17 protein-coding genes and 2 tRNA genes are annotated in these 17,760 nt (G+C 69.0%); 15 read left to right on the top strand and 4 right to left on the bottom strand.

Going from position 1 to position 17,760, the window contains the following annotated elements; all coding sequences use genetic code 11:
* The first annotated feature begins 7 nt into the window (after positions 1–7).
* The 8 genes from SYV04_RS41230 (at position 8) to hisS (ending at position 7,578) form a co-directional block, all read left to right on the top strand.
* On the top strand, positions 8–748 hold the full coding sequence (locus SYV04_RS41230; protein WP_321551629.1) for an ABC transporter ATP-binding protein: 741 nt from the start codon (positions 8–10) through the stop codon (positions 746–748).
* Positions 749–832: 84 nt separating this feature from the next.
* A complete protein-coding gene (locus SYV04_RS41225; protein ID WP_321551591.1) occupies positions 833–2,356 on the top strand; it encodes an MlaD family protein in 1,524 nt (507 codons plus the stop codon).
* Positions 2,357–2,463: 107 nt separating this feature from the next.
* Positions 2,464–3,387, top strand: a complete 924-nt coding sequence (locus SYV04_RS41220) for a PfkB family carbohydrate kinase (protein ID WP_321551590.1) — start codon at positions 2,464–2,466, stop codon at positions 3,385–3,387.
* Positions 3,388–3,527: 140 nt separating this feature from the next.
* Positions 3,528–3,869 (top strand): TIGR02266 family protein, encoded by a 342-nt coding sequence (locus tag SYV04_RS41215; RefSeq protein ID WP_321551589.1) that lies wholly within the window; start codon positions 3,528–3,530, stop codon positions 3,867–3,869.
* A gap of 29 nt (positions 3,870–3,898) precedes the next feature.
* Positions 3,899–4,630, top strand: a complete 732-nt coding sequence (locus tag SYV04_RS41210) for a metallophosphoesterase family protein (protein WP_321551588.1) — start codon at positions 3,899–3,901, stop codon at positions 4,628–4,630.
* 74 nt (positions 4,631–4,704) lie between these two features.
* Positions 4,705–5,391: a hypothetical protein gene (locus SYV04_RS41205; protein ID WP_321551587.1), complete on the top strand. Its 687-nt coding sequence runs from the start codon at positions 4,705–4,707 to the stop codon at positions 5,389–5,391.
* A 52-nt stretch (positions 5,392–5,443) separates the two neighbouring features.
* Positions 5,444–6,286, top strand: coding sequence for an archaetidylserine decarboxylase (gene asd / locus SYV04_RS41200; protein WP_321551586.1), 843 nt, complete (start codon positions 5,444–5,446; stop codon positions 6,284–6,286).
* Between the two features lie 26 nt (positions 6,287–6,312).
* Positions 6,313–7,578 (top strand): histidine--tRNA ligase, encoded by a 1,266-nt coding sequence (hisS, locus tag SYV04_RS41195; protein WP_321551628.1) that lies wholly within the window; start codon positions 6,313–6,315, stop codon positions 7,576–7,578.
* A 3-nt stretch (positions 7,579–7,581) separates the two neighbouring features.
* Here hisS and cobT read toward each other — a convergent pair whose 3' ends face one another.
* On the bottom strand, positions 7,582–8,640 hold the full coding sequence (gene cobT, locus SYV04_RS41190; protein ID WP_321551585.1) for a nicotinate-nucleotide--dimethylbenzimidazole phosphoribosyltransferase: 1,059 nt from the start codon (positions 8,638–8,640) through the stop codon (positions 7,582–7,584).
* A 146-nt stretch (positions 8,641–8,786) separates the two neighbouring features.
* Between cobT and miaA the strand changes: the two genes are divergently transcribed.
* The gene (gene miaA / locus SYV04_RS41185; protein ID WP_321551584.1) at positions 8,787–9,683 is read left to right on the top strand and encodes a tRNA (adenosine(37)-N6)-dimethylallyltransferase MiaA; all 897 of its coding nucleotides are present in this window, start codon (positions 8,787–8,789) and stop codon (positions 9,681–9,683) included.
* A gap of 3 nt (positions 9,684–9,686) precedes the next feature.
* Here miaA and SYV04_RS41180 read toward each other — a convergent pair whose 3' ends face one another.
* The 3 genes from SYV04_RS41180 to SYV04_RS41170 form a co-directional block, all read right to left on the bottom strand.
* Positions 9,687–11,411, bottom strand: coding sequence for a response regulator (locus tag SYV04_RS41180; RefSeq protein WP_321551583.1), 1,725 nt, complete (start codon positions 11,409–11,411; stop codon positions 9,687–9,689).
* Between the two features lie 48 nt (positions 11,412–11,459).
* On the bottom strand, positions 11,460–12,425 hold the full coding sequence (locus SYV04_RS41175) for a diguanylate cyclase (protein WP_321551582.1): 966 nt from the start codon (positions 12,423–12,425) through the stop codon (positions 11,460–11,462).
* 396 nt (positions 12,426–12,821) lie between these two features.
* Positions 12,822–13,574 carry a tetratricopeptide repeat protein gene (locus tag SYV04_RS41170; RefSeq protein WP_321551581.1) on the bottom strand — a complete coding sequence of 251 codons (753 nt, stop codon included), beginning with the start codon at positions 13,572–13,574 and terminating at the stop codon, positions 12,822–12,824.
* Between the two features lie 101 nt (positions 13,575–13,675).
* Between SYV04_RS41170 and SYV04_RS41165 the strand changes: the two genes are divergently transcribed.
* From SYV04_RS41165 to SYV04_RS41140, 6 genes are all read left to right on the top strand, one after another.
* Positions 13,676–13,761: transfer RNA gene (locus SYV04_RS41165), tRNA-Leu, on the top strand.
* A gap of 39 nt (positions 13,762–13,800) precedes the next feature.
* Positions 13,801–14,451: a response regulator gene (locus SYV04_RS41160; protein ID WP_321551580.1), complete on the top strand. Its 651-nt coding sequence runs from the start codon at positions 13,801–13,803 to the stop codon at positions 14,449–14,451.
* A 22-nt stretch (positions 14,452–14,473) separates the two neighbouring features.
* A complete protein-coding gene (locus SYV04_RS41155; RefSeq protein ID WP_321551579.1) occupies positions 14,474–15,844 on the top strand; it encodes an RsmB/NOP family class I SAM-dependent RNA methyltransferase in 1,371 nt (456 codons plus the stop codon).
* Between the two features lie 56 nt (positions 15,845–15,900).
* Entirely contained in the window at positions 15,901–16,305 is a 405-nt protein-coding gene (locus tag SYV04_RS41150; protein ID WP_321551578.1) for a hypothetical protein, read from the top strand.
* Positions 16,306–16,361: 56 nt separating this feature from the next.
* Positions 16,362–16,434, top strand: a tRNA-Ala gene (locus SYV04_RS41145).
* Positions 16,435–16,483: 49 nt separating this feature from the next.
* A complete protein-coding gene (locus SYV04_RS41140; protein WP_321551577.1) occupies positions 16,484–17,752 on the top strand; it encodes a TCR/Tet family MFS transporter in 1,269 nt (422 codons plus the stop codon).
* The last annotated feature ends 8 nt before the right edge of the window (positions 17,753–17,760 follow it).

Raw genomic sequence — 17,760 nt, 5'->3', positions numbered from 1 at the left:
GCGGCCGATGATCCAGATCGTCGACCTGCACAAGACGTTCGGCGCGCACAAGGTGCTCACCGGCATCAACCTCACCATCCCCGAGGGCGCCACCTGCGTGATTCTCGGCGGCTCGGGCTCGGGCAAGACGGTGCTGATGAAGCACATGATCGGCCTGCTCAAGCCCGACAGCGGCCAGGTGCTCGTGGACGGGGAGGATCTCGTCCCGCTGGGAGACCGGGAGCTGGAGCAGGCGCGGCGCAAGTTCGGCATGGTGTTCCAGGCCGCCGCGCTCTTCGACTCGATGACGGTGTTCGAGAACGTGGCCTTCCCGCTGCGCGAGCACCGCAAGGAGCTGTCCGAGGAGCAGGTGCGCGAGCGGGTCCGCTCGAAGCTGGACCTCATGGGCATGCCCACCTCGGTGGAGGGCAAGTTCCCCTCGGACCTGTCGGGCGGCATGCGCAAGCGCGTGGGCCTGGCGCGCGCCGTGGTGCTGGAGCCGAAGATCGTCCTCTATGACGAGCCCACCACCGGCCTGGACCCCATCACCACCGACTACGTGGACGAGATGATCCTGGCGGCGCAGGCGAAGCTGAAGGTGACCAGCGTCGTCATCAGCCACGACATCTCCTCGGCCTTCAACGTGGCCGACTACATCGCCTTCCTGTCCAAGGGGCTGATCGTCGAGTTCGGCCCACCCGAGCAGCTGCGCGCCTCCGAGCATCCGGCCGTCAAGCTGTTCCTGCAGACCTGGTTCGGGAACATCTAGCCCGGCAGGTCGGTGGGAAATGCTGGAACGCACCCTGCAAACGGCTAGAGTCCCCCCGGCCGGACCCCCTCGGAGTAAGCCCTGGTGAAGAAGCTCGTCACGCCGTTCCGTGTAGGACTGCTGGTGCTCACCGCGGGAGCCTTCTTCTTCGCGTTCTTCATGTTCACCCGCAAGGGAGGCCTCAGTGACAAGGAGGCCACCACCGTGTGGGCCTACTTCCGGGATGCCTCGGGCCTGTCCGCCAAGAGCCGCGTGCAGATCGCCGGCATCGCCGTGGGCGAGATCAGCTCCATCACCCTCGAGGGCACGCGCGCCAAGGTCTTCCTGAAGATCCGCCGGGACGTGGACCTGCGCGAGGACGCGGTGCTCACCAAGCGCTCGGAGTCGCTGCTGGGTGACTTCCTGTTGGACCTGAACCCCGGCACCGAGCAGGGCCAGCCCATGCCGGACAACGGGCAGATCCGCCGGGTCATCGACACCCAGGGCATGGAGGCCGTCTTCCAGTCGCTGAGCCAGATCACCGCCGACATCCAGCAGGTGACGGCGGCGCTCAGAGACGTGCTGGGCGGAGAGCGGGGCGCTGGCTCCCTGCAGCGCATCGTCGAGAACCTCATCCGCCTGTCCGAGTCGGTGGACAACACGGTGCGCAGCAGCGGCGAGCGGCTCAACGCCATCCTGGCCAACTTCGAGGGCGTGTCCGAGGACGTGCGCGGGCTGACCCAGGAGAACGAGGCGGAGGTCACCCGCATCGTCAACAACATCGAGACGATCACCCGCGATGTGCGCGAGGTGCTCGGCGACGTGAAGAAGATCGTCGGCAACAACGAGGGCGACCTGAAGGAGGGCGTGGCCAGCCTGAAGGACACGCTCCAGAAGCTTGACCGGACGCTGGGCAACATGGAGGAGATCACCGCCAAGGTGAAGAACGGCGAGGGCACGGTGGGCACGCTGCTGGCCGACGAGCGCCTGGGCCAGAAGCTCGCCGAGACGGTGGAGGACGTGTCCGACTACGCCTCGCGCCTCACCGGCCTACAGACGGAGGTGGGCCTGCAGAGCACGTACCTGGCGGCCCAGGGGCGCTCCAAGAACAGCTTCTCGCTGCGGCTCATCCCCAAGCCGGACAAGTACTACCTGCTGGAGATCATCGACGATCCGCGCGGCATGGTGGAGGTCCAGGAGGTGCAGACCAACCCTCCGGGCTCCGGCCAGCCGGTGACGCAGGTGCAGAAGATCACCAAGGAGACCTTCAAGATCAGCGCCCAGTTCGCCAAGCGCTACTACTTCACCACGCTGCGCTTCGGCCTGATCGAGTCCACCGGTGGCGTGGGCGCCGACCTGCACTTCCTGCAGGACGCGCTGGCGCTGAAGCTGGACGCCTTCAACTTCTCCGCCGAGGAGCTGCGCTACCCGCGCATCCGCGCCCAGCTGCGCGCCCAGGCGTTCGACCACCTTTTCGTCGTCGCCGGCATGGACGACATCCTCAACGCTCAGCAGCGCGACCAGTCCACGAACCGGCTGATCGCCGGCCGGGACTTCTTCTTCGGCGGCGGCATCTTCTTCACGGACGATGACCTGAAGGCCCTGCTTCCGAGCGTACCTACGCCCTAGCGGCGGCGCCTTGACCCGGCGCGCCAATCGTCGTAACTCGCCGCGGCACGGCTCCTGCGTTCTCCCGTGCCCGGACTGCTCACCTCTGGTCTTTCTCAGGAAGCCCCATGTCTCTCCTCGTCGTTGGCTCGGTCGCGCTGGATTCGGTGGAAACCCCCTTCGGGGTGAAGGACGAAGTCCTCGGGGGCTCGGCCACCTTCTTCTCCACCTCGGCCTCCTTCTTCAACCCCGTGAAGCTCGTGGCGGTGGTGGGCGAGGACTTCCCCGAAGCGCACGTGCAGTTCCTGCGCTCGCGTGGTGTGGACCTCGAGGGCCTCATCCGTGAGAAGGGCCGCACCTTCCGCTGGAAGGGCAAGTACGGCTACCAGCTCAACGAGGCGCAGACGCTGGACACCCAGCTCAACGTCTTCCAGAGCTTCTCGCCCAAGCTGCCCGAGTCCTACCGCAACCCCACCCACGTCTTCCTGGGCAACATCCACCCGGAGCTCCAGTCCCAGGTGCTGGACCAGGTGAAGAGCCCCCGCCTCGTGGCCGCCGACACCATGAACTTCTGGATCCAGGGCAGCCGTCAGGCCCTGCTCCAGACGCTCAAGCGCGTGGACCTGCTCTTCGTCAACGACGCCGAGGCGCGCCAGCTCGCCGGCGAGCACAACATCCTCAAGGCCGCCCGCGCCATCCTCGGCATGGGCCCCAGCCGTGTCGTCATCAAGCGCGGCGAGTACGGCGCGCTGCTGCTCGAGCGCGAGCACATCTTCGTCTGCCCCGCCATGCCGCTGGAGGAGGTGTTCGACCCGACCGGCGCCGGAGACACCTTCGCTGGCGGCTTCATGGGCACCTTGGCCACCTCCGAGAAGCTCGATCGTGACACGCTGCGTCGCGCCATGGTCATGGGCAGCGTCATGGCTTCCTTCACCGTGGAGCGCTTCAGCCTGGACCGTCTGCGCGAGTTGACGCAGCGTGAAATCCACGCCCGCTTCAGTGAATTCAAGCGGTTGACGCACTTCGAGGACCTCGGCCCCTTGGAGGGGTGACAAGAAGGCTGAGAAAGCCGGTTTCTCTGACTTGACGGATGTAAGCCCACCCCGTACTGTGCGCCCACACTGTCTTTTTCCAGGGTGCTGGAAGGGCTGGAGCGGGCTTTATGGGCTACGCGGTGGAGGAACTCGGGTCGATGGAGAACCGTAGGAACGCGCGGGTTCCGTCCCGTATGCGCTGCTGGTGCGAAGGGGGCAACGTCACCCTGTACTCGCGCGTGGGCAATCTGAGCGAGGGGGGCATGTTCCTGCGCACGAGCACGCCGCTGCAGGAGGGCACGCGCGCCACGGTGCGACTGGGGGTGGGGGAGGAGAACGGACCGGAGCTGCACACGGCGGTGAAGGTGGTGTGGTCGCGGAAGAACGGGCACACCTGGCCGCCGGGCATGGGCTTGGCGTTCGAGGAACTGGATGCTGCGAACCTCGAGAGATTGAGGCAGATCATCTCCCACGAGCAGACCCGCTGGCCCGGGGCCTGATGGGCTCGGCAACCCTGGAAGAGGTTTGAATGCGGATCGCCGTCATCTCCGACATCCACAGCAACATCGAGGCGCTCACCGAGGTGCTCCGCGCGGCGGATCGGCACAAGGTAGACCGCATCGTCTCGCTGGGAGACATCGTCGGTTACGGCGCTTCGCCCAACGAGTGCTGTGAGCTGGTGCGCTCGGTGACGGAAGTCACGCTGCTGGGCAACCACGACGCGGCGGTGGCCGGCCGCATGGACTACTCGTACTACTACGACGCGGCGAGGCACGCGCTGGACTGGTCCGCCAGCGTGTTGTCGGACGAGAACATCTCGTGGCTGCGCAGCCTGCCGTACACCTACCGCATGGGCGAGGTGGGCTTCTGCCACGGCTCGCCGGTGGAGCCCAAGGCGTACGAGTACATCTTCGCGCTGGAGCAGGCCCGGGAGCTGACGCCCTTCGTGGCGGAGCTGCCGGAAGTGACGTTCATCGGCCACAGCCACCTGTGCAAGGCGTTCGCCATCGGCAACGGCGAGGTGAACGACGTGGTGGCCCAGAAGTTCGGCATCCGCCGGGGCTACAAGTACATCATCTCGGTGGGCAGCGTGGGGCAGCCGCGGGACTACGACAACCGGGCCTGCTTCGTCATCTGCGACACGGACGCGCGCACGGTGGAGTACACCCGTGTGGAGTACGACATCGAGACGTCCGCGCAGAAGATCTTCGACGCGGACCTGGCGCTCAATTTCGGCAAGCGACTGTTCCTGGGTGTCTGAGCCCGGGTGGCGTATAAACGCCCCCCGTGCGGACCCATAGCCTGATTTCCCTGCGTCGGCCCCTCGCGGGCCTTGTGTCCACCCTGCTGCTCGTGCTGGCGCCTGTCGCGTGCCGCAAGGAGTCCGGGCCTCCGTCCCAGGACTACGAGCAGGCCCACACGCGCTTCAGCAAGCTCTACGGCCAGAAGCTGGACGAGGCCTTCCTCGAGCCGGAGATGGCCGAGATCGAAGCGCAGCTCCAGCTGGTGCCTCCCGACAGCATGGACGCGCAGTCGGCCCGGGAGCTGAGCCAGCGCATCCAGCAGGGCCGCGCGCGCATGGAGGCCGCGCAGCAGGAGAAGGAGGATGCCATCGCCTCCGCGCGCGAGTTCGACACGTTCCCCAGCACGGGGACGGGCTCGGGCAGCACGGGCACGGAGCCGGCGGCTCCCGCAGAGCCCGTCCCGGCCCCTGCGGCGCGGGATGCGGGCACGCCGGACGCGGGCGCGGCCTCGGTCGGCCCCACGATTGGCAGCCCGGCGTCCGAGCTCTCGTCTGGCTACTCGCGCTGCTTCCAGCGGGGCCAGCCCATCAACGTGGAGGGCCGCGGCAGCCGGGAAACGTGGGAGATGATTGATCGGCTGGCGTGCCGCCAGTCGTTCCCTCGCTTCGTCGATCAGGTCGTCCTCGTCGAAGAGGGCAAGGTCCTCACGGTGTTGCCCAAGAGCGCCATCCAGATCACCTACTCGGGGAAGGATGGCGGCGCGGCTCCTGCCCGTTAAGCCTGTCCACGCGTTTCCTCTCCTCCATCCTGGAAGTCGAGCTCCGGTCGCAATGAACGATCAGACCTTCATGAAGTTGATGCAGCTGTTGCCCAAGTCCGCCCTGTCCTCCGCGGTGGGGCTGGCCACGCGCCTGCCCGCGCCGGCGCCCGTCCACCGCATGGCGATGAAGGCCTTCGCCAAGGCGTACAACGTGGACATGCAGGAGGCGGAGCACTCGTTCGATCGCTACTCCACCTTCGCCGAGTTCTTCACCCGTGGCCTGAAGCCGGGCATGCGCCCGGTGGACGCGGGGGAGAAGGTGGTGGTGTCCCCGGTGGACGGCCGGGTGTCCCAGGTGGGCTACTCCGAGCACGGCCGGTGCCTGCAGGCCAAGGGCATCGAGTACACGGTGGACGAGCTGCTCGGGGACTCCGAGGCGGCCAAGCCCTTCCATGGGGGCGCCTGGACGACGGTGTACCTGTCGCCCCGCGACTACCACCGCATCCACGCGCCGCTGGGCGGCATGATTACCGGCTACGCGTACATCCCCGGTGAGTTCTGGCCGGTGAACCCCGCGTCGGTAAAGAACAAGAAGTCGCTGTTCTGCGTGAACGAGCGGCTGGTGACGTACCTGGACACCGTGGCCGGCAAGTGCGCGGTGGTGAAGGTCGGCGCCACGTGCGTGTCGCGCATCAAGGCGGCGTATGACGAGGTCGTCACCCACACGGGCCAGCCGGGCAAGGTCCACAAGTACGACGCGCACAAGCCCGTGGAGAAGGGTGGGGAGCTGGGCCGCTTCGAGATGGGGTCCACGATCATCCTCCTGTTCGAGCCCAAGCGGGTGAAGTGGGACGAGAGCCTGCAGCCGGAGGCGGTGCTGCGGTTGGGGCAGCGCATCGGGGAGATTCCGTGAGTCAGAAGATCAGCGGCGTGAAGGGGATGAACGATCTCCTGCCCGGAGAGCTGGGCGGGGAGATGGCGCCGGTGGAGACGTGGCAGCACGTGGAGCGCACCACGCGCGAGCTGTTCTCGCGCTTCGGCTACGGAGAGATCCGCACGCCGACGCTGGAGGACACGGCGCTGTTCGTGCGCAGCGTGGGCGAGGAGACGGACATCGTCGGCAAGGAGATGTACACCTTCGACGACAAGGCGGGCCGCAGCCTGTCGCTGCGTCCGGAGGGCACGGCGCCCGCGGCGCGCGCGTACATCGAGCACGCGGTGTCCAACCAGGAGCCGCTGACGCGCTGGTACTACATCGGCCCGATGTTCCGGTACGAGCGGATGAAGACGGGCCGCTACCGGCAGTTCTTCCAGATCGGCGCGGAGGCGTACGGCTCGAAGGAGCCGGCGCAGGACGTCGAGGTGATGGACATGGTCGTCCAGCTCCTCGAGGCGCTGGGGCTCCAGGACATCTCGCTCAACATCAACTCGCTGGGCGACGAGGCGTGCCGGCCGGCGTACCAGCAGAAGCTGGTGGAGCACCTGACGGCGCACCGGGCCGAGCTGTGCGAGGACTGCCAGCGCCGGCTGGAGCGCAACCCGCTGCGGGTGCTCGACTGCAAGAACGAGAAGTGCCAGGCGATCGCTCGGGCGGCGCCGGACATCCTCCAGTTCCTGTGCGAGCCCTGCAAGGCGCACTTCGATGAGGTGAAGCGCAAGCTGGACGCGCTGGGCGTGCGCTACGTCATCAACCCTCAGATGGTGCGCGGGCTGGACTACTACACGCGCACGACGTTCGAGTTCATCGCGGCGCACCCGGCGCTGGGCACGGCGAGCACGGTGGGCGGCGGCGGACGGTACGACAAGCTGGTGAAGAGCCTGGGCGGGCCGGACGTGCCGGCGGTGGGCTTCGGGCTGGGGCTGGATCGGCTGACGCTGCTCTTGAAGGAGGGCGGTCAGCAGTACGGCGCGCCGCCGGACGTGTTCATCGCGGTGGCGGACGAGGGCTCGGCGGACGAGGCCTTCGCGCTGGCCAGCCGGCTGCGCCGCGAGGGCCTGAAGGTGGAGTTCGACACGCGTGGCGGCAGCCTCCGCAGCCAGATGAAGCGCGCGGACAAGACGCGGGCGCGCTTCACGCTGGTGCTCGGCCAGGCGGAGCGCGAGAGCGGCAAGGCGCAGCTCAAGCCCATGGCGGGGGGCGAGCCCATCCCCGTGGCGCTGGGCGAGGTGGCCCAAGCGGTGCGAGCCGCCGCGGCCCCTCGCTGAGCCTCAGCGGCCCGTATCGATGACGCCTGCCGAGGTGAAGGTGGCCATCTCGTGCAGGATGCACAGCGCGGTGTCCACCAGCCCGAAGGCGACGGCGGCGCCGCTGCCTTCGCCCAGCCGCAGGCCTAGATCCAGCAGCGGCCGCTGCTCCAGCTCCTGGAGCACCCGCGTGTGCCCCGCCTCGACGGAGAGGTGGCTGGCCAGCAGGTAGGGCTTCACCTGGGGGCACAGCCGGGCCGCCACCATTCCGGCCACCGAGGAGATGAAGCCATCGAGCACGACGGGCACGCGCCGGGAGGCCGCGCCCAGCGCCGCACCCGCCAGCCCGGCGATCTCGAAGCCTCCCAGTTGGGCCAGCACTCCCAGGGGATCCTCCGGGTTGGGGCGGTTCACCTCCAGCGCGCGCTTCACGGCCTGGACCTTGCGACGCCACCCCTCCTCATCCACGCCGGTGCCGCGCCCCGTGGCCTCCTCGGGAGAGAGCCCGGTGAGCGCGCAGGTGAGCGCGCTCGACGCGGTGGTGTTGCCAATGCCCATCTCGCCCAGGCCCAGCAGCGTCACGCCGGTCATGGCCATGTCGACGGCCAGCCGCGTGCCCACGTCCAGGGCTTCCTCGGCCGTCTCGCGGCTCATGGCCGGGCCCTTGGTGAAGTTGTCCGTGCCCGGGCCCATGCGGTGGACCTTCACGCCGGTGAGGCTCTTCACCGGGAAGCGCACTCCCATGTCCACCACCGTCACCCAGGCTCCCACCTGGCGAGCCAGCACGTTGATAGCGGCGCCGCCCCGGGCGAAGTTGGCCACCATCTGCCCCGTCACCTCGGGGGGATAGGCGCTGACGCCCTCCTGCACCACGCCATGGTCGGCGGCCATGACGAGCACGGCTTTGGAGGGCATGGCGGGCCGGGCCTCACCGCGCAGGGCGGCCATGCGACAGGCCAGCTCTTCCAGACGGCCAAGACTGCCACGTGGCTTGGTCTTGGCGTCCAGCAGGGCCTGGCACTGCGAGGCAGCACGGGAGTCCGGAGCCGGAATGGCTTCACAAGCGGAGCGATAGGCACGCACGAAACGTCCCCCCTGGCGACAGTCACGACTTGGACATTCTCTCCAAGGAGGGTGGGAGATACCAGGGCGGAGCACGCTCCTCACATGTAGGAGGCGAGGCCCTCTTTTCAGCGACGTCTATCGAGGGGCTCTGGCACACTCAAGGCGTGAAGCCACGGCTCACCGTCATTGCGGGCCCGACGGCCTCGGGCAAGACGGCGATCGCCGTGGAGCTGGCCCGGCGCGCTGGCGGGGAGATCGTCAACGCGGACTCGCAGCAGGTGTACCGCTCCTTCGACCTGGGTACGGCCAAGCCGTCCGCCGAGGAGCTGGCCGCGGTGCCGCACCACCTGATCTCCGTGGTGGATCCACTCGAGTCGTTCTCCGCGGCGGAGTATCAGCGCCGGGCGGACGCGGCCATCGAGGACATCGCCTCGCGAGGGCGTCCGGTGTTCGTGGTGGGAGGCACGGGCCTGTACCTGCGCATCCTGCTCCACGGGGTGGTGGAGGCACCGGGAGCAGATCCCACGCTCCGCGCTTCCTTGGAGGCGCTGGCGGCCGCCGAGGGCCGGGAGGCCGTACACCGCAAGCTCGCCGAGGTGGATCCGGAGACGGCGGCGAAGCTGCCGACGCAGGATCTGGTCCGCACCATCCGGGCGCTGGAGATCCACGCGCAGACGGGTGTGCCGGCCTCGCAGTGGCGGCGGGAGCACGGCTTCGCGCCGGACCGCTACCCGTTCCGACTGTTCGTGTTGGAACCGGAGCGGGAGTCGCTCTACCGCGCCATCAACGCGCGCACGGAGGGCATGTTCGCGCGGGGACTCGTGGAAGAGACGCGGGAGCTCCTGGCGCGCGGCTACGCGGCAGCGGCCCCCATGCGCAGCGTGGGCTACGTCCAGGCCCGCGCCGTCGTCGAGGGTCGGATGACGCGAGAGGAGGCCATTCAGGACACGGCGCAAGAGACACGCCGGTACGCCAAGCGGCAGCTCACCTGGTTCCGCAAGGAGGCTGGGGCGGTGCATGTGGCACCGCCGTATGAGGTGCTGAGGACGCTGGAGAGCTGAGCGTCAGGAGGCGTAGCGGTCGGACTCCAGACCCGTGGTGCCCTCGGCCACCCGAACCGGCGCCGGAGCCTCCGGAGCATGGCCCATCAGCAGTCGCAGGAGGCGCTCGGGTTCCACGGGCTTGGGGAAGAACGCCTCGGCGCCCGCGTCCAGGGCCCGCTGCCGCACGTGGGGCCGGTTCAGGCCGCTCATCACCACCACGCGCGTGTTGCGCGTCAGCGGGTGCTGCTTGAGGCCCTCGCACAGCCGCAGCCCGTCCACCCAGTGCAGCACCACGTCCAGGAGGATCGCCGTGGGGGGCCGCCGCGCCACCGCGCAGAACAGCGCCAGCTCATCCGCGAAGGACACCACCGTGGCGCCCGTGGACTCCAGGAGCTGGGTGATCGCCTCGCGCGCGTCCGGATCGTCATCCACCACGTAATAGAGGTCCGGCTCCAGCGAGGGGATGGCCGTGGGCACCGGCTCCACCGTGGTGCGCAGCCACGAGCCCAGCACCTCGCGCAGGCCCGCCCAGCGCGCCGAGGCCAGCAGTGCCAGTGGGGTAGGGGCGGCCAGTCCCAGCACGCCGCCGCTGTAGACACCCCCCACCGAGCCCCGGCGCCGCGCCGCGAGAAACGCCTCGGGCGCCCGAGGACCGGCCCGCCGCAGCCAGGCAATGGAGCGAGCTCCCGCCGCCGCGTCCTCCATCAACTCCGAGAGTCCCTCGCGCACATAGCGGCGCTCCAGGGCAGCGGCCTCCAAGCCTCCATCCAGCAGGCCCACCGCCGCGCGGCTGCACGTGGCCAGCGTCTCCGACAGACCGATCTGCAGCGGATGCCCGAGCGCGGCCGGCCCCACGGCGACCTGTCCCGGCGCCACCACACAGCGCCCCGGACCGAAGGGCAGCCGGGTGGTCTCCATCGCGGAGAGCTCGAAGCCTTCCTCCAGGAGCCCATCCCGCGCCGCCATCATCAGCACCTGGCACAGGTCGGCCGGAGTCACCGCCGGGCCGAAGGCCAGCGCGTAGACGGAGTGGGCGCCCGGCAGCAGGAACAGGCCATCCACCGTGGGAAGGGGAGCGATCCACAGCCGCGCCAGCGGAGCGATCGACAGCCGCGAGGAGCCATGGCGCACCCGGGCCTGCACCGCGGCCACCGTGGGCGCGGGCTGGAAGCCAGGGAAGAAGGCATCGCCGAGCGAAGCCCCGGCGCCCGTGGCGAGCGCCACCGCGTGGTAGCGCTCACCGCTGCCCTGGGCGCGCACCACGAGCGGACCGCTGTTCTTCACCGCGGCGGGCGCATCCGGAGCCGGAAGCTGGCGCTCGACGCGCTCGACATGGCGATCCAGGAAGCGAGCGCCCTGGGCCGTGGCGGCCGTGACGAGGGCCTCGCGAACCACCGCCAGCCCGCCAGCGCCATTGGGCCAGCCATCCACGACCCACAGGCCACCGGGAGGCGCGGGCAGCAGCTCCCGCCGTCCCTGGGCAAGCACCTCCACGCCGCGCAGCTCATGCGCGCGCCAGTCCATGGACACGCGGCAGCCCAGCGCGGCGAGCCGGGAGCGACACTCCGGCGTGAGCACCACCGGCGGCGGCACGCTCTCCGGATCCCCATGCGAGTACACACGCACGTCCAATGGAACCCCGCGCGCCCGTCCATTGAAGAGCAGGGAGGCAGCCAAGCCCGCGCCAGCGATGCCCCCACCGATGACCGCCACCCTCGAACCGCTCACCAGCCTGCTTCCGCTCATCCTCGACCCCGCTCGCCCTCGGTTCGCTCTTCGCCAGGAACAGCCGCCTCAGTGTCGCTGCGCTACCGCCGAGAGGTGGACCGCCATCGAGGCGCCGTACACCACCACCCGATCCCGTCCCTCGCGCTTGGCCACGTAGAGGGCCGCGTCCGCCGCCTTCAGCAGCGCGTCCGTGTTCTCCCGGGGCGTCTCCTGCGAGTGGTCCGCGATGCCCACGCTCACGCTCAGCCCGAACGGAGCGGGCCGGCCGTCGCTGCGCTGGACGATCACGTTGCGAAGCCCGGCGCGGATGCGCTCGGCGAAGGCCGCCGCCTCCATGGCCGTCTGGTGGGGCAGCAGCGCGACGAACTCATCCCCGCCAAAGCGCGCCGCGAAGTCCGAGTCGCGCAGGTTGCTCTTCAGGTGGGAGGCGAGCGCCAGGATGGCCCGGTTGCCCACGTCATGGCCCATCCCGTCATTGATGGCCTTGAGGTGATCCAGATCGATGACCACCACCGAGAGCGGATACTGGTAGCGGCTGGCGCGTCGGAACTCCTCCTCCATGCGCAGGGTGAGCGCCCGGAAGTTGGCCAGGCCCGTGAGGGCGTCCGTCTGGGCGAGCACCCGCAGGCGGTGCTGCTGCTCGCTCTGACGCAGGGCCCGGTCGATGCGCGCCAGCAACTCGCGCGCGCTTGCCGGCTTCTGGATGAAGTCCACGGCTCCCATGTCCAGGCAGCGCTCCAAGGTGGCCTCGTCGGTGTCTCCCGTGAGGAAGATGACCGGCAGCGCCTCGGTGCGCACATCGCCCTGCAGGGCCTCCAAGACCGACAGCCCATCCCCGCTGGGCAGGAAACGGTCCAGAAGGATGAGATCTGGCCCCTGCTCGCGGGCAAGCTCGATGCCAGCCTCGGCATCACTCGCGGTGAGCACCTCGAATCGCGAATCGAGGAGATCCAGGAGACTTTCTCGAACACCTGCATCGTCCTCGATGATGAGGACGAGGGCCCGCTCACTGCCACGGCCGCGCCGTTCCATGCAACGCTCCGCTGCGCACGCCTGCCCCGAAATGGCAGGCCGAAGATCTCGAGCGCTACGCCCCGCCGAGTGCCCCCCACGCCCACGCGCCCCACGCGCTTCCTGCGTCACCCGCGACTGCGAGCACTCTCCAACCGTTGCAACCTTCACCCGAGACCCCCGGCTGCCAAGTCCGTCCGTCTCTTTTCTCCGGTACGAGTTACCGGAGCCATGCAAGACAGGGGAGCAAGCTGCGTGCCCCCGGGACAACCTGGGCGGTCGGAGTGTTTTCGGGTGGTTGCACTGACCTCTGCGGAATCAGGTCTTACTCGGATGGAAGAGCTTTCAGCGTAAGAACTCTCGTCCCAGTAGGATTTCCCGTGCGCCGGAGAACGGATGCCGGACGGGAGTACGCCGCTAACGTCGATTAATGAACTGCACGCGGCGGCCGCCGCCTCCGCCGCCCCCCATGGTGGGCGCGGGCGGGGCCTCGAGGCCGAACTGCCACCAGGTGGGCTCGTAGGGCTTCATCTTCAGCCGCTTGTCGTTCTGCAGCTGGGTGAGGCTGGCCTTGAGCTTCTCATCGGAGGGGTTGGTCTGCGTGGCGCGGGCGAGCACCTGCAGGGCCTTGTCCTTCTCCTTGAGCTGCAGGAGGCACCAGGCGTACACGGCCCAGACGATGGACTCCTTCTTGCCGGTCTTCACCGCGGCCTCGAAGGAGGCCTGCATGGCGGCCATGTCCTTGCGCTGGTAGTGCAGGGCGCCCTCCATGGCCTTGGCCATGTAGTTGCGCGTGCTGGCCTTGGCGAAGTGGACCTTGGCGCCGTCCAGGTCCTTGGCCATGTACTTGAGCATGCCGATCTGGGCGTGGATCTCCGGGCCGACCATGATCTGCCACTTGTCGTAGATCAGCCCCTGCTCCAGCGTCTTCACGGCGCGCTCCACGCGCTGGAGGGCCTCCTTCTGGTTGGCCGGCTGCCCCTGGAACTCCTTCTGGACGGAGTCCATGAGGAGCTGGATGCGCTTGGCGACCCAACGGGCCAGCAGGATGAAGGTGATGATGAAGGCCAGGGTCCCCGGGATGAGGCCGGCCCAGATGGAGAACCCGGCGGCCCTGACGCCCAGGGCCACCAGGATGCCGACACCCAGGGATATAAGGAGGTTGTACATTGTGCGGTCCCTCTAGCCATTCGAGCGCGGGGCCGCAATCTTCCGATGCAAGGAAACGTCGGGCGCGGTATACGTCTGCCCGCCGTTCGAATGTCCAAGAGGGCCCTCTGTCGAAATTGGTAGACGAGGCGGACTCAAAATCCGCTGCGGCTGACCCCGCGTCCCGGTTCGAGTCCGGGGAGGGCCATACGAAGTGCGCGTCGCGCGACCGGGCGGGAGGTTCCCCATGAAGGTGCTGCTGGTCGAAGACGACCCGAGCCTGCGCGAGGGGATGGGCGAGGTGATCGCCGACTTCGTGGATGTCCGCACGGTCGCCTCGGTGGACGCGGCCCTGGCGGCGCTTCGAGAAGAGCGCTTCGAGCTGGTCCTGGCGGATCTGCGCATTGGCGGCGCGGCCACGGGAGGGAAGACGATCCTCGAGGCGGCCCGGCGGCGGCTGCAGCCAGTGGCCATCGTCAGCGCGGCGGCCGAGGAGGAGATCCGCAAGGCGCTGCACCCCTTCACGGCGGACGCCCTCCTGGGCAAGCCCTTCCAGCTCGAGGAGATGACGGCGCTCGTGGAGCGCTTCCTGGCCTTGAGGAAGGACGCGGACCGGCTCTCGAAGGAGCAGCCACCCGAGTCGGCGTGGACGGAGGCTGCTCCGGGAGTGTACCTGGCGCGGCAATCGTCCGAGACATGGGTCCGGTTCCAGCCAGGGACCCAGAGCGCCTGGCCGTTTCCTCTCGAGGGGACGGCGAGCCTGCTCCTCGAAGGGGATCTCGAGGTAGGGGGCGAGCCGCAGACGGCCCCCCGGTACTTCTTCCTCTCGACCGGTCATCCCCCCACGGCGCGCAGCGAGAAGGGGTGCCTGGTGCTCTCACTGCCGCTGCGCGGTTGAGCCCCACGGGACGCGTCGCTCTGTGAACTCGCTCTGGCCCACACCTTTGGATCCGTCCCATCTGGGACGCCCCTCGCGGCGGGCCGCCACGGCTGCCATCGAGGCGCATGTGGCGGTGCTGCGGGGTGAGCCGCTGAAGGCCTCCCTGGCCACGGCGCTGCGGGAGGCCGAAGGGCTGGGCGGCCAGGAGCGTCGCTTCGCGGCTCTGGCGGTCCGGGAGCTCTCCCGGCACCAGCGCCTGTTGGATCTCGCGGCGCGCACGCTCGGCCATCCTCCGGGCAAGGTGGGGCTCACCGAGGATCAGGCCCTGCTGCGCTATGCCCTCTGGCGGCGGCTCTTCTGTGGAGAGAGCTGGGCCCGGATCGGCCCCGAGGTGCGGCTGCCCGGGCCGGTGCGGCCCCGCACCATCAAGGACGATCTGCTCTCCAAGATCGTGGAGTCTCCGCTGTCGGAGCCTCCGCTGCCGGAGAGCGCCGCCGAGCGGCTGGCGATCCGCTACTCGTTCCCCAACTGGCTGGTGGAGCGGCTGGCCGCGCTGCACTCCGAGCCCGTGTTGGAGGCCCTGCTCGCCGCGCTCGACGAGGAGCCGTCGCTGCACTTCCGGGTTCGTCCTTCGGGAACGCGAGCGGAAGTGCTCGCCCAGCTGGTGGAGGAGGGGGTGGCGGCCGAGGCCGTGGAACTGGCGCCGGATGCCGTGCGCATCGCGGATGCGAGCCACCGGGTCTTCGAAACGAAGGTGATGAAGTCGGGCCGCCTCCAGGTGCAGGACGTGGGCAGCCAGCTCATCGCCGAGGTGTGCCGTCCCCTGAGCGGCTCCCTGGAGGGGAGCATCGTGGCGGACGTCTGCGCCGGGGCAGGGGGCAAGACGCTGGCGCTGGCGGACATGGTGGGGACCACGGGCCGGGTGCTGGCGGGCGACCGCTCTCGGCGTCGGTTGTCCCAGGCGCGCGAGCGGGTGCGAGACCTCTCGGTGCGCAACGTCTCCTTTCCGCACCCGCTGCCCATCGGAGAGGCGCAGGTGCTGCTGGTGGACGCGCCCTGCAGTGGAACGGGCTCGCTGGGGCGTGAGCCGGATCAGAAGTGGAAGCTCACGCCCAAGGCCATCACCGACTTCCAGGCCACTCAGCTCTCCTTATTAGAGGAGGTGGCGCGGGAGGCCCGGCCCGGGGCGTTGATCGTCTACGCCACCTGCTCGCTGCTGCCCGAGGAGAACGACGAGGTGGTTCGGGGCTTCCTGGAAAAGTCGCCGGGCTTCACGCTGGAGCCGGTGGCGCCGGTGCTGGGCGCGGAGCGGGCAGCGGTGCTCTGCGACGGCCCCTTCCTGCGTCCCATTCCCCCCCGGGTACCGGGCGGGGGCTTCTTCGCGGCGCGCCTGCGCAAGGCTCAGGGTTGACAGTGCCCAACGCGCCACGCTACGGAACTTGTCCGCTCTTCCGGGGGTAGCCCGTCTTGGCAGATGGAAAGCAGCAGTCCCAGACCGACGTGATGAAGCAGATCCAGCAGGCGTTCCAGGCGGCGCAGGCGCAGCTGGCGCAGCTGCGCGAGGCCGTGACGCACACGGCGGAGCTGGCCCGGTTGAACTCGCAGGGCAACTACCTGCAGATGGAGAAGGAGAAGGCGCTTCGGGAGCTGGGCGAGGCGGTCTGGCGGCAGGTGCAGAAGGGCAAGCTGGAGCTTCCCTCCTCGCTCGCACAGGCGGTGAAGGCGGTGGAAGCAGCCGAGCAGCGGGCGGCGGCGCACGCGCACGAGATCTCCGACATCCTCCAGGAAGGAGTGGAGGTGGCGGCGCGGTTGAAGGGAAAAAACGACGGGAAGGCGCAAACTTCTCTAGCGCCCAAGCCGAAAAAGAAGTAGAAGTCCGCCCGCTTCAACGGCACCCGCTCCCCAGAGCGGAGGCGCCACAGAGTTTCGGGGCTATAGCTCAGCTGGGAGAGCGCTTGAATGGCATTCAAGAGGTCACCGGTTCGATCCCGGTTAGCTCCACAATCAAGCCCGCCAGGTTCGCCTGGCGGGCTTTTTGTTTTCCCGCCCCATGACTGACTCGACGTCGCCCGCCCCCGTGCGCCAGGCAGCGCTGGCGTTCATCTTCATCACCGTCGCGCTCGACATGCTGGCGGTGGGGATGATCGTCCCCATCCTTCCGAAGCTGGTCGTCTCCTTCCTGAACGGGGACACCGTACGGTCGGCGGAGATCTACGGCCTGTTCGGCACGGTGTGGGCGCTGATGCAGTTCGGGGCTTCGCCGGTGCTGGGCGCGCTCTCGGATCGCTTCGGCCGGCGGCCGGTCATCCTCGTGTCGAACTTCGGGTTGGGGCTCGACTACGTGCTGATGGCGCTGGCGCCGTCGCTGGCCTGGCTGTTCGTGGGGCGCATCCTCTCGGGCATCACCGCGGCGAGCATCAGCACGGCGGGCGCCTACATCGCCGACGTGACGCCGCCAGAGAAGCGCGCGGCCTCCTTCGGCATGCTGGGCGCGGCCTTCGGGCTCGGCTTCGTGCTGGGGCCCGCGCTGGGAGGCATGCTCGGCGCCACGGATCCGCGCCTGCCGTTCTGGATCGCGGCGGGGCTGAGCCTCCTCAACGGAATGTATGGCCTGTTCGTACTGCCAGAGTCGCTGCCGCGCGAGCGCCGCGCGGCCTTCTCGTGGCGGAGGGCCAACCCGCTGGGCTCGCTGAAGCTGCTGCGCTCCAACCGCGATCTGTTCGGGCTGGCGACGGTCACCTTCCTGAGCCACCTGTCGCACGGGGTGCTGATCAGCGTGTACGTGCTCTACGTCGGCTACCGCTACGGCTGGGACGAGCGCACCGTGGGCCTCACCTTGGCGGGCTCGGGCATCGCCTCCACCGTGGTGCAGGCGGGCCTGGTGCGGCCCATCGTCGCGCGACTCGGGGAGCGTCGCACGCTCCTGCTGGGGCTGGGGTTCGGCGTGGTGGGATTCGCCCTCTACGGGCTGGCCACGACCGGCGTGGGCTTCTGGATGGCGATCCCCGTGATGGCGCTTTGGGGCCTGGCTGGACCCGCGGCGCAGGGGTTGATGACGCGTCGGGTGGGAGCCTCGGAGCAGGGCCAGCTGCAGGGCGCGAACAGCAGCCTCATGGGGATCTCCTCGCTGATCGGGCCGATCCTCTTCACGCAGACGTTCGCCTGGTCCATCAACCCGGACACGGGCTGGCACCTGCCCGGCGCGCCCTTCCTGCTCGCGGCCGTGCTGCTCGCTTGCGCGGCGCTCCAAGCCTGGCGGGTGACTCGCCCGGTGGAGCAGGAGGCCGAGGTCATTCCGCCTCCCGCTCCAACGATGTAAGGCCTAGG

Source organism: Hyalangium ruber, assembly GCF_034259325.1.
Taxonomy (GTDB): domain Bacteria; phylum Myxococcota; class Myxococcia; order Myxococcales; family Myxococcaceae; genus Hyalangium_A; species Hyalangium_A rubrum.
Note: the sequence above shows the minus strand (reverse complement) of the source record. Positions and strands in the feature narration are given on the sequence as shown.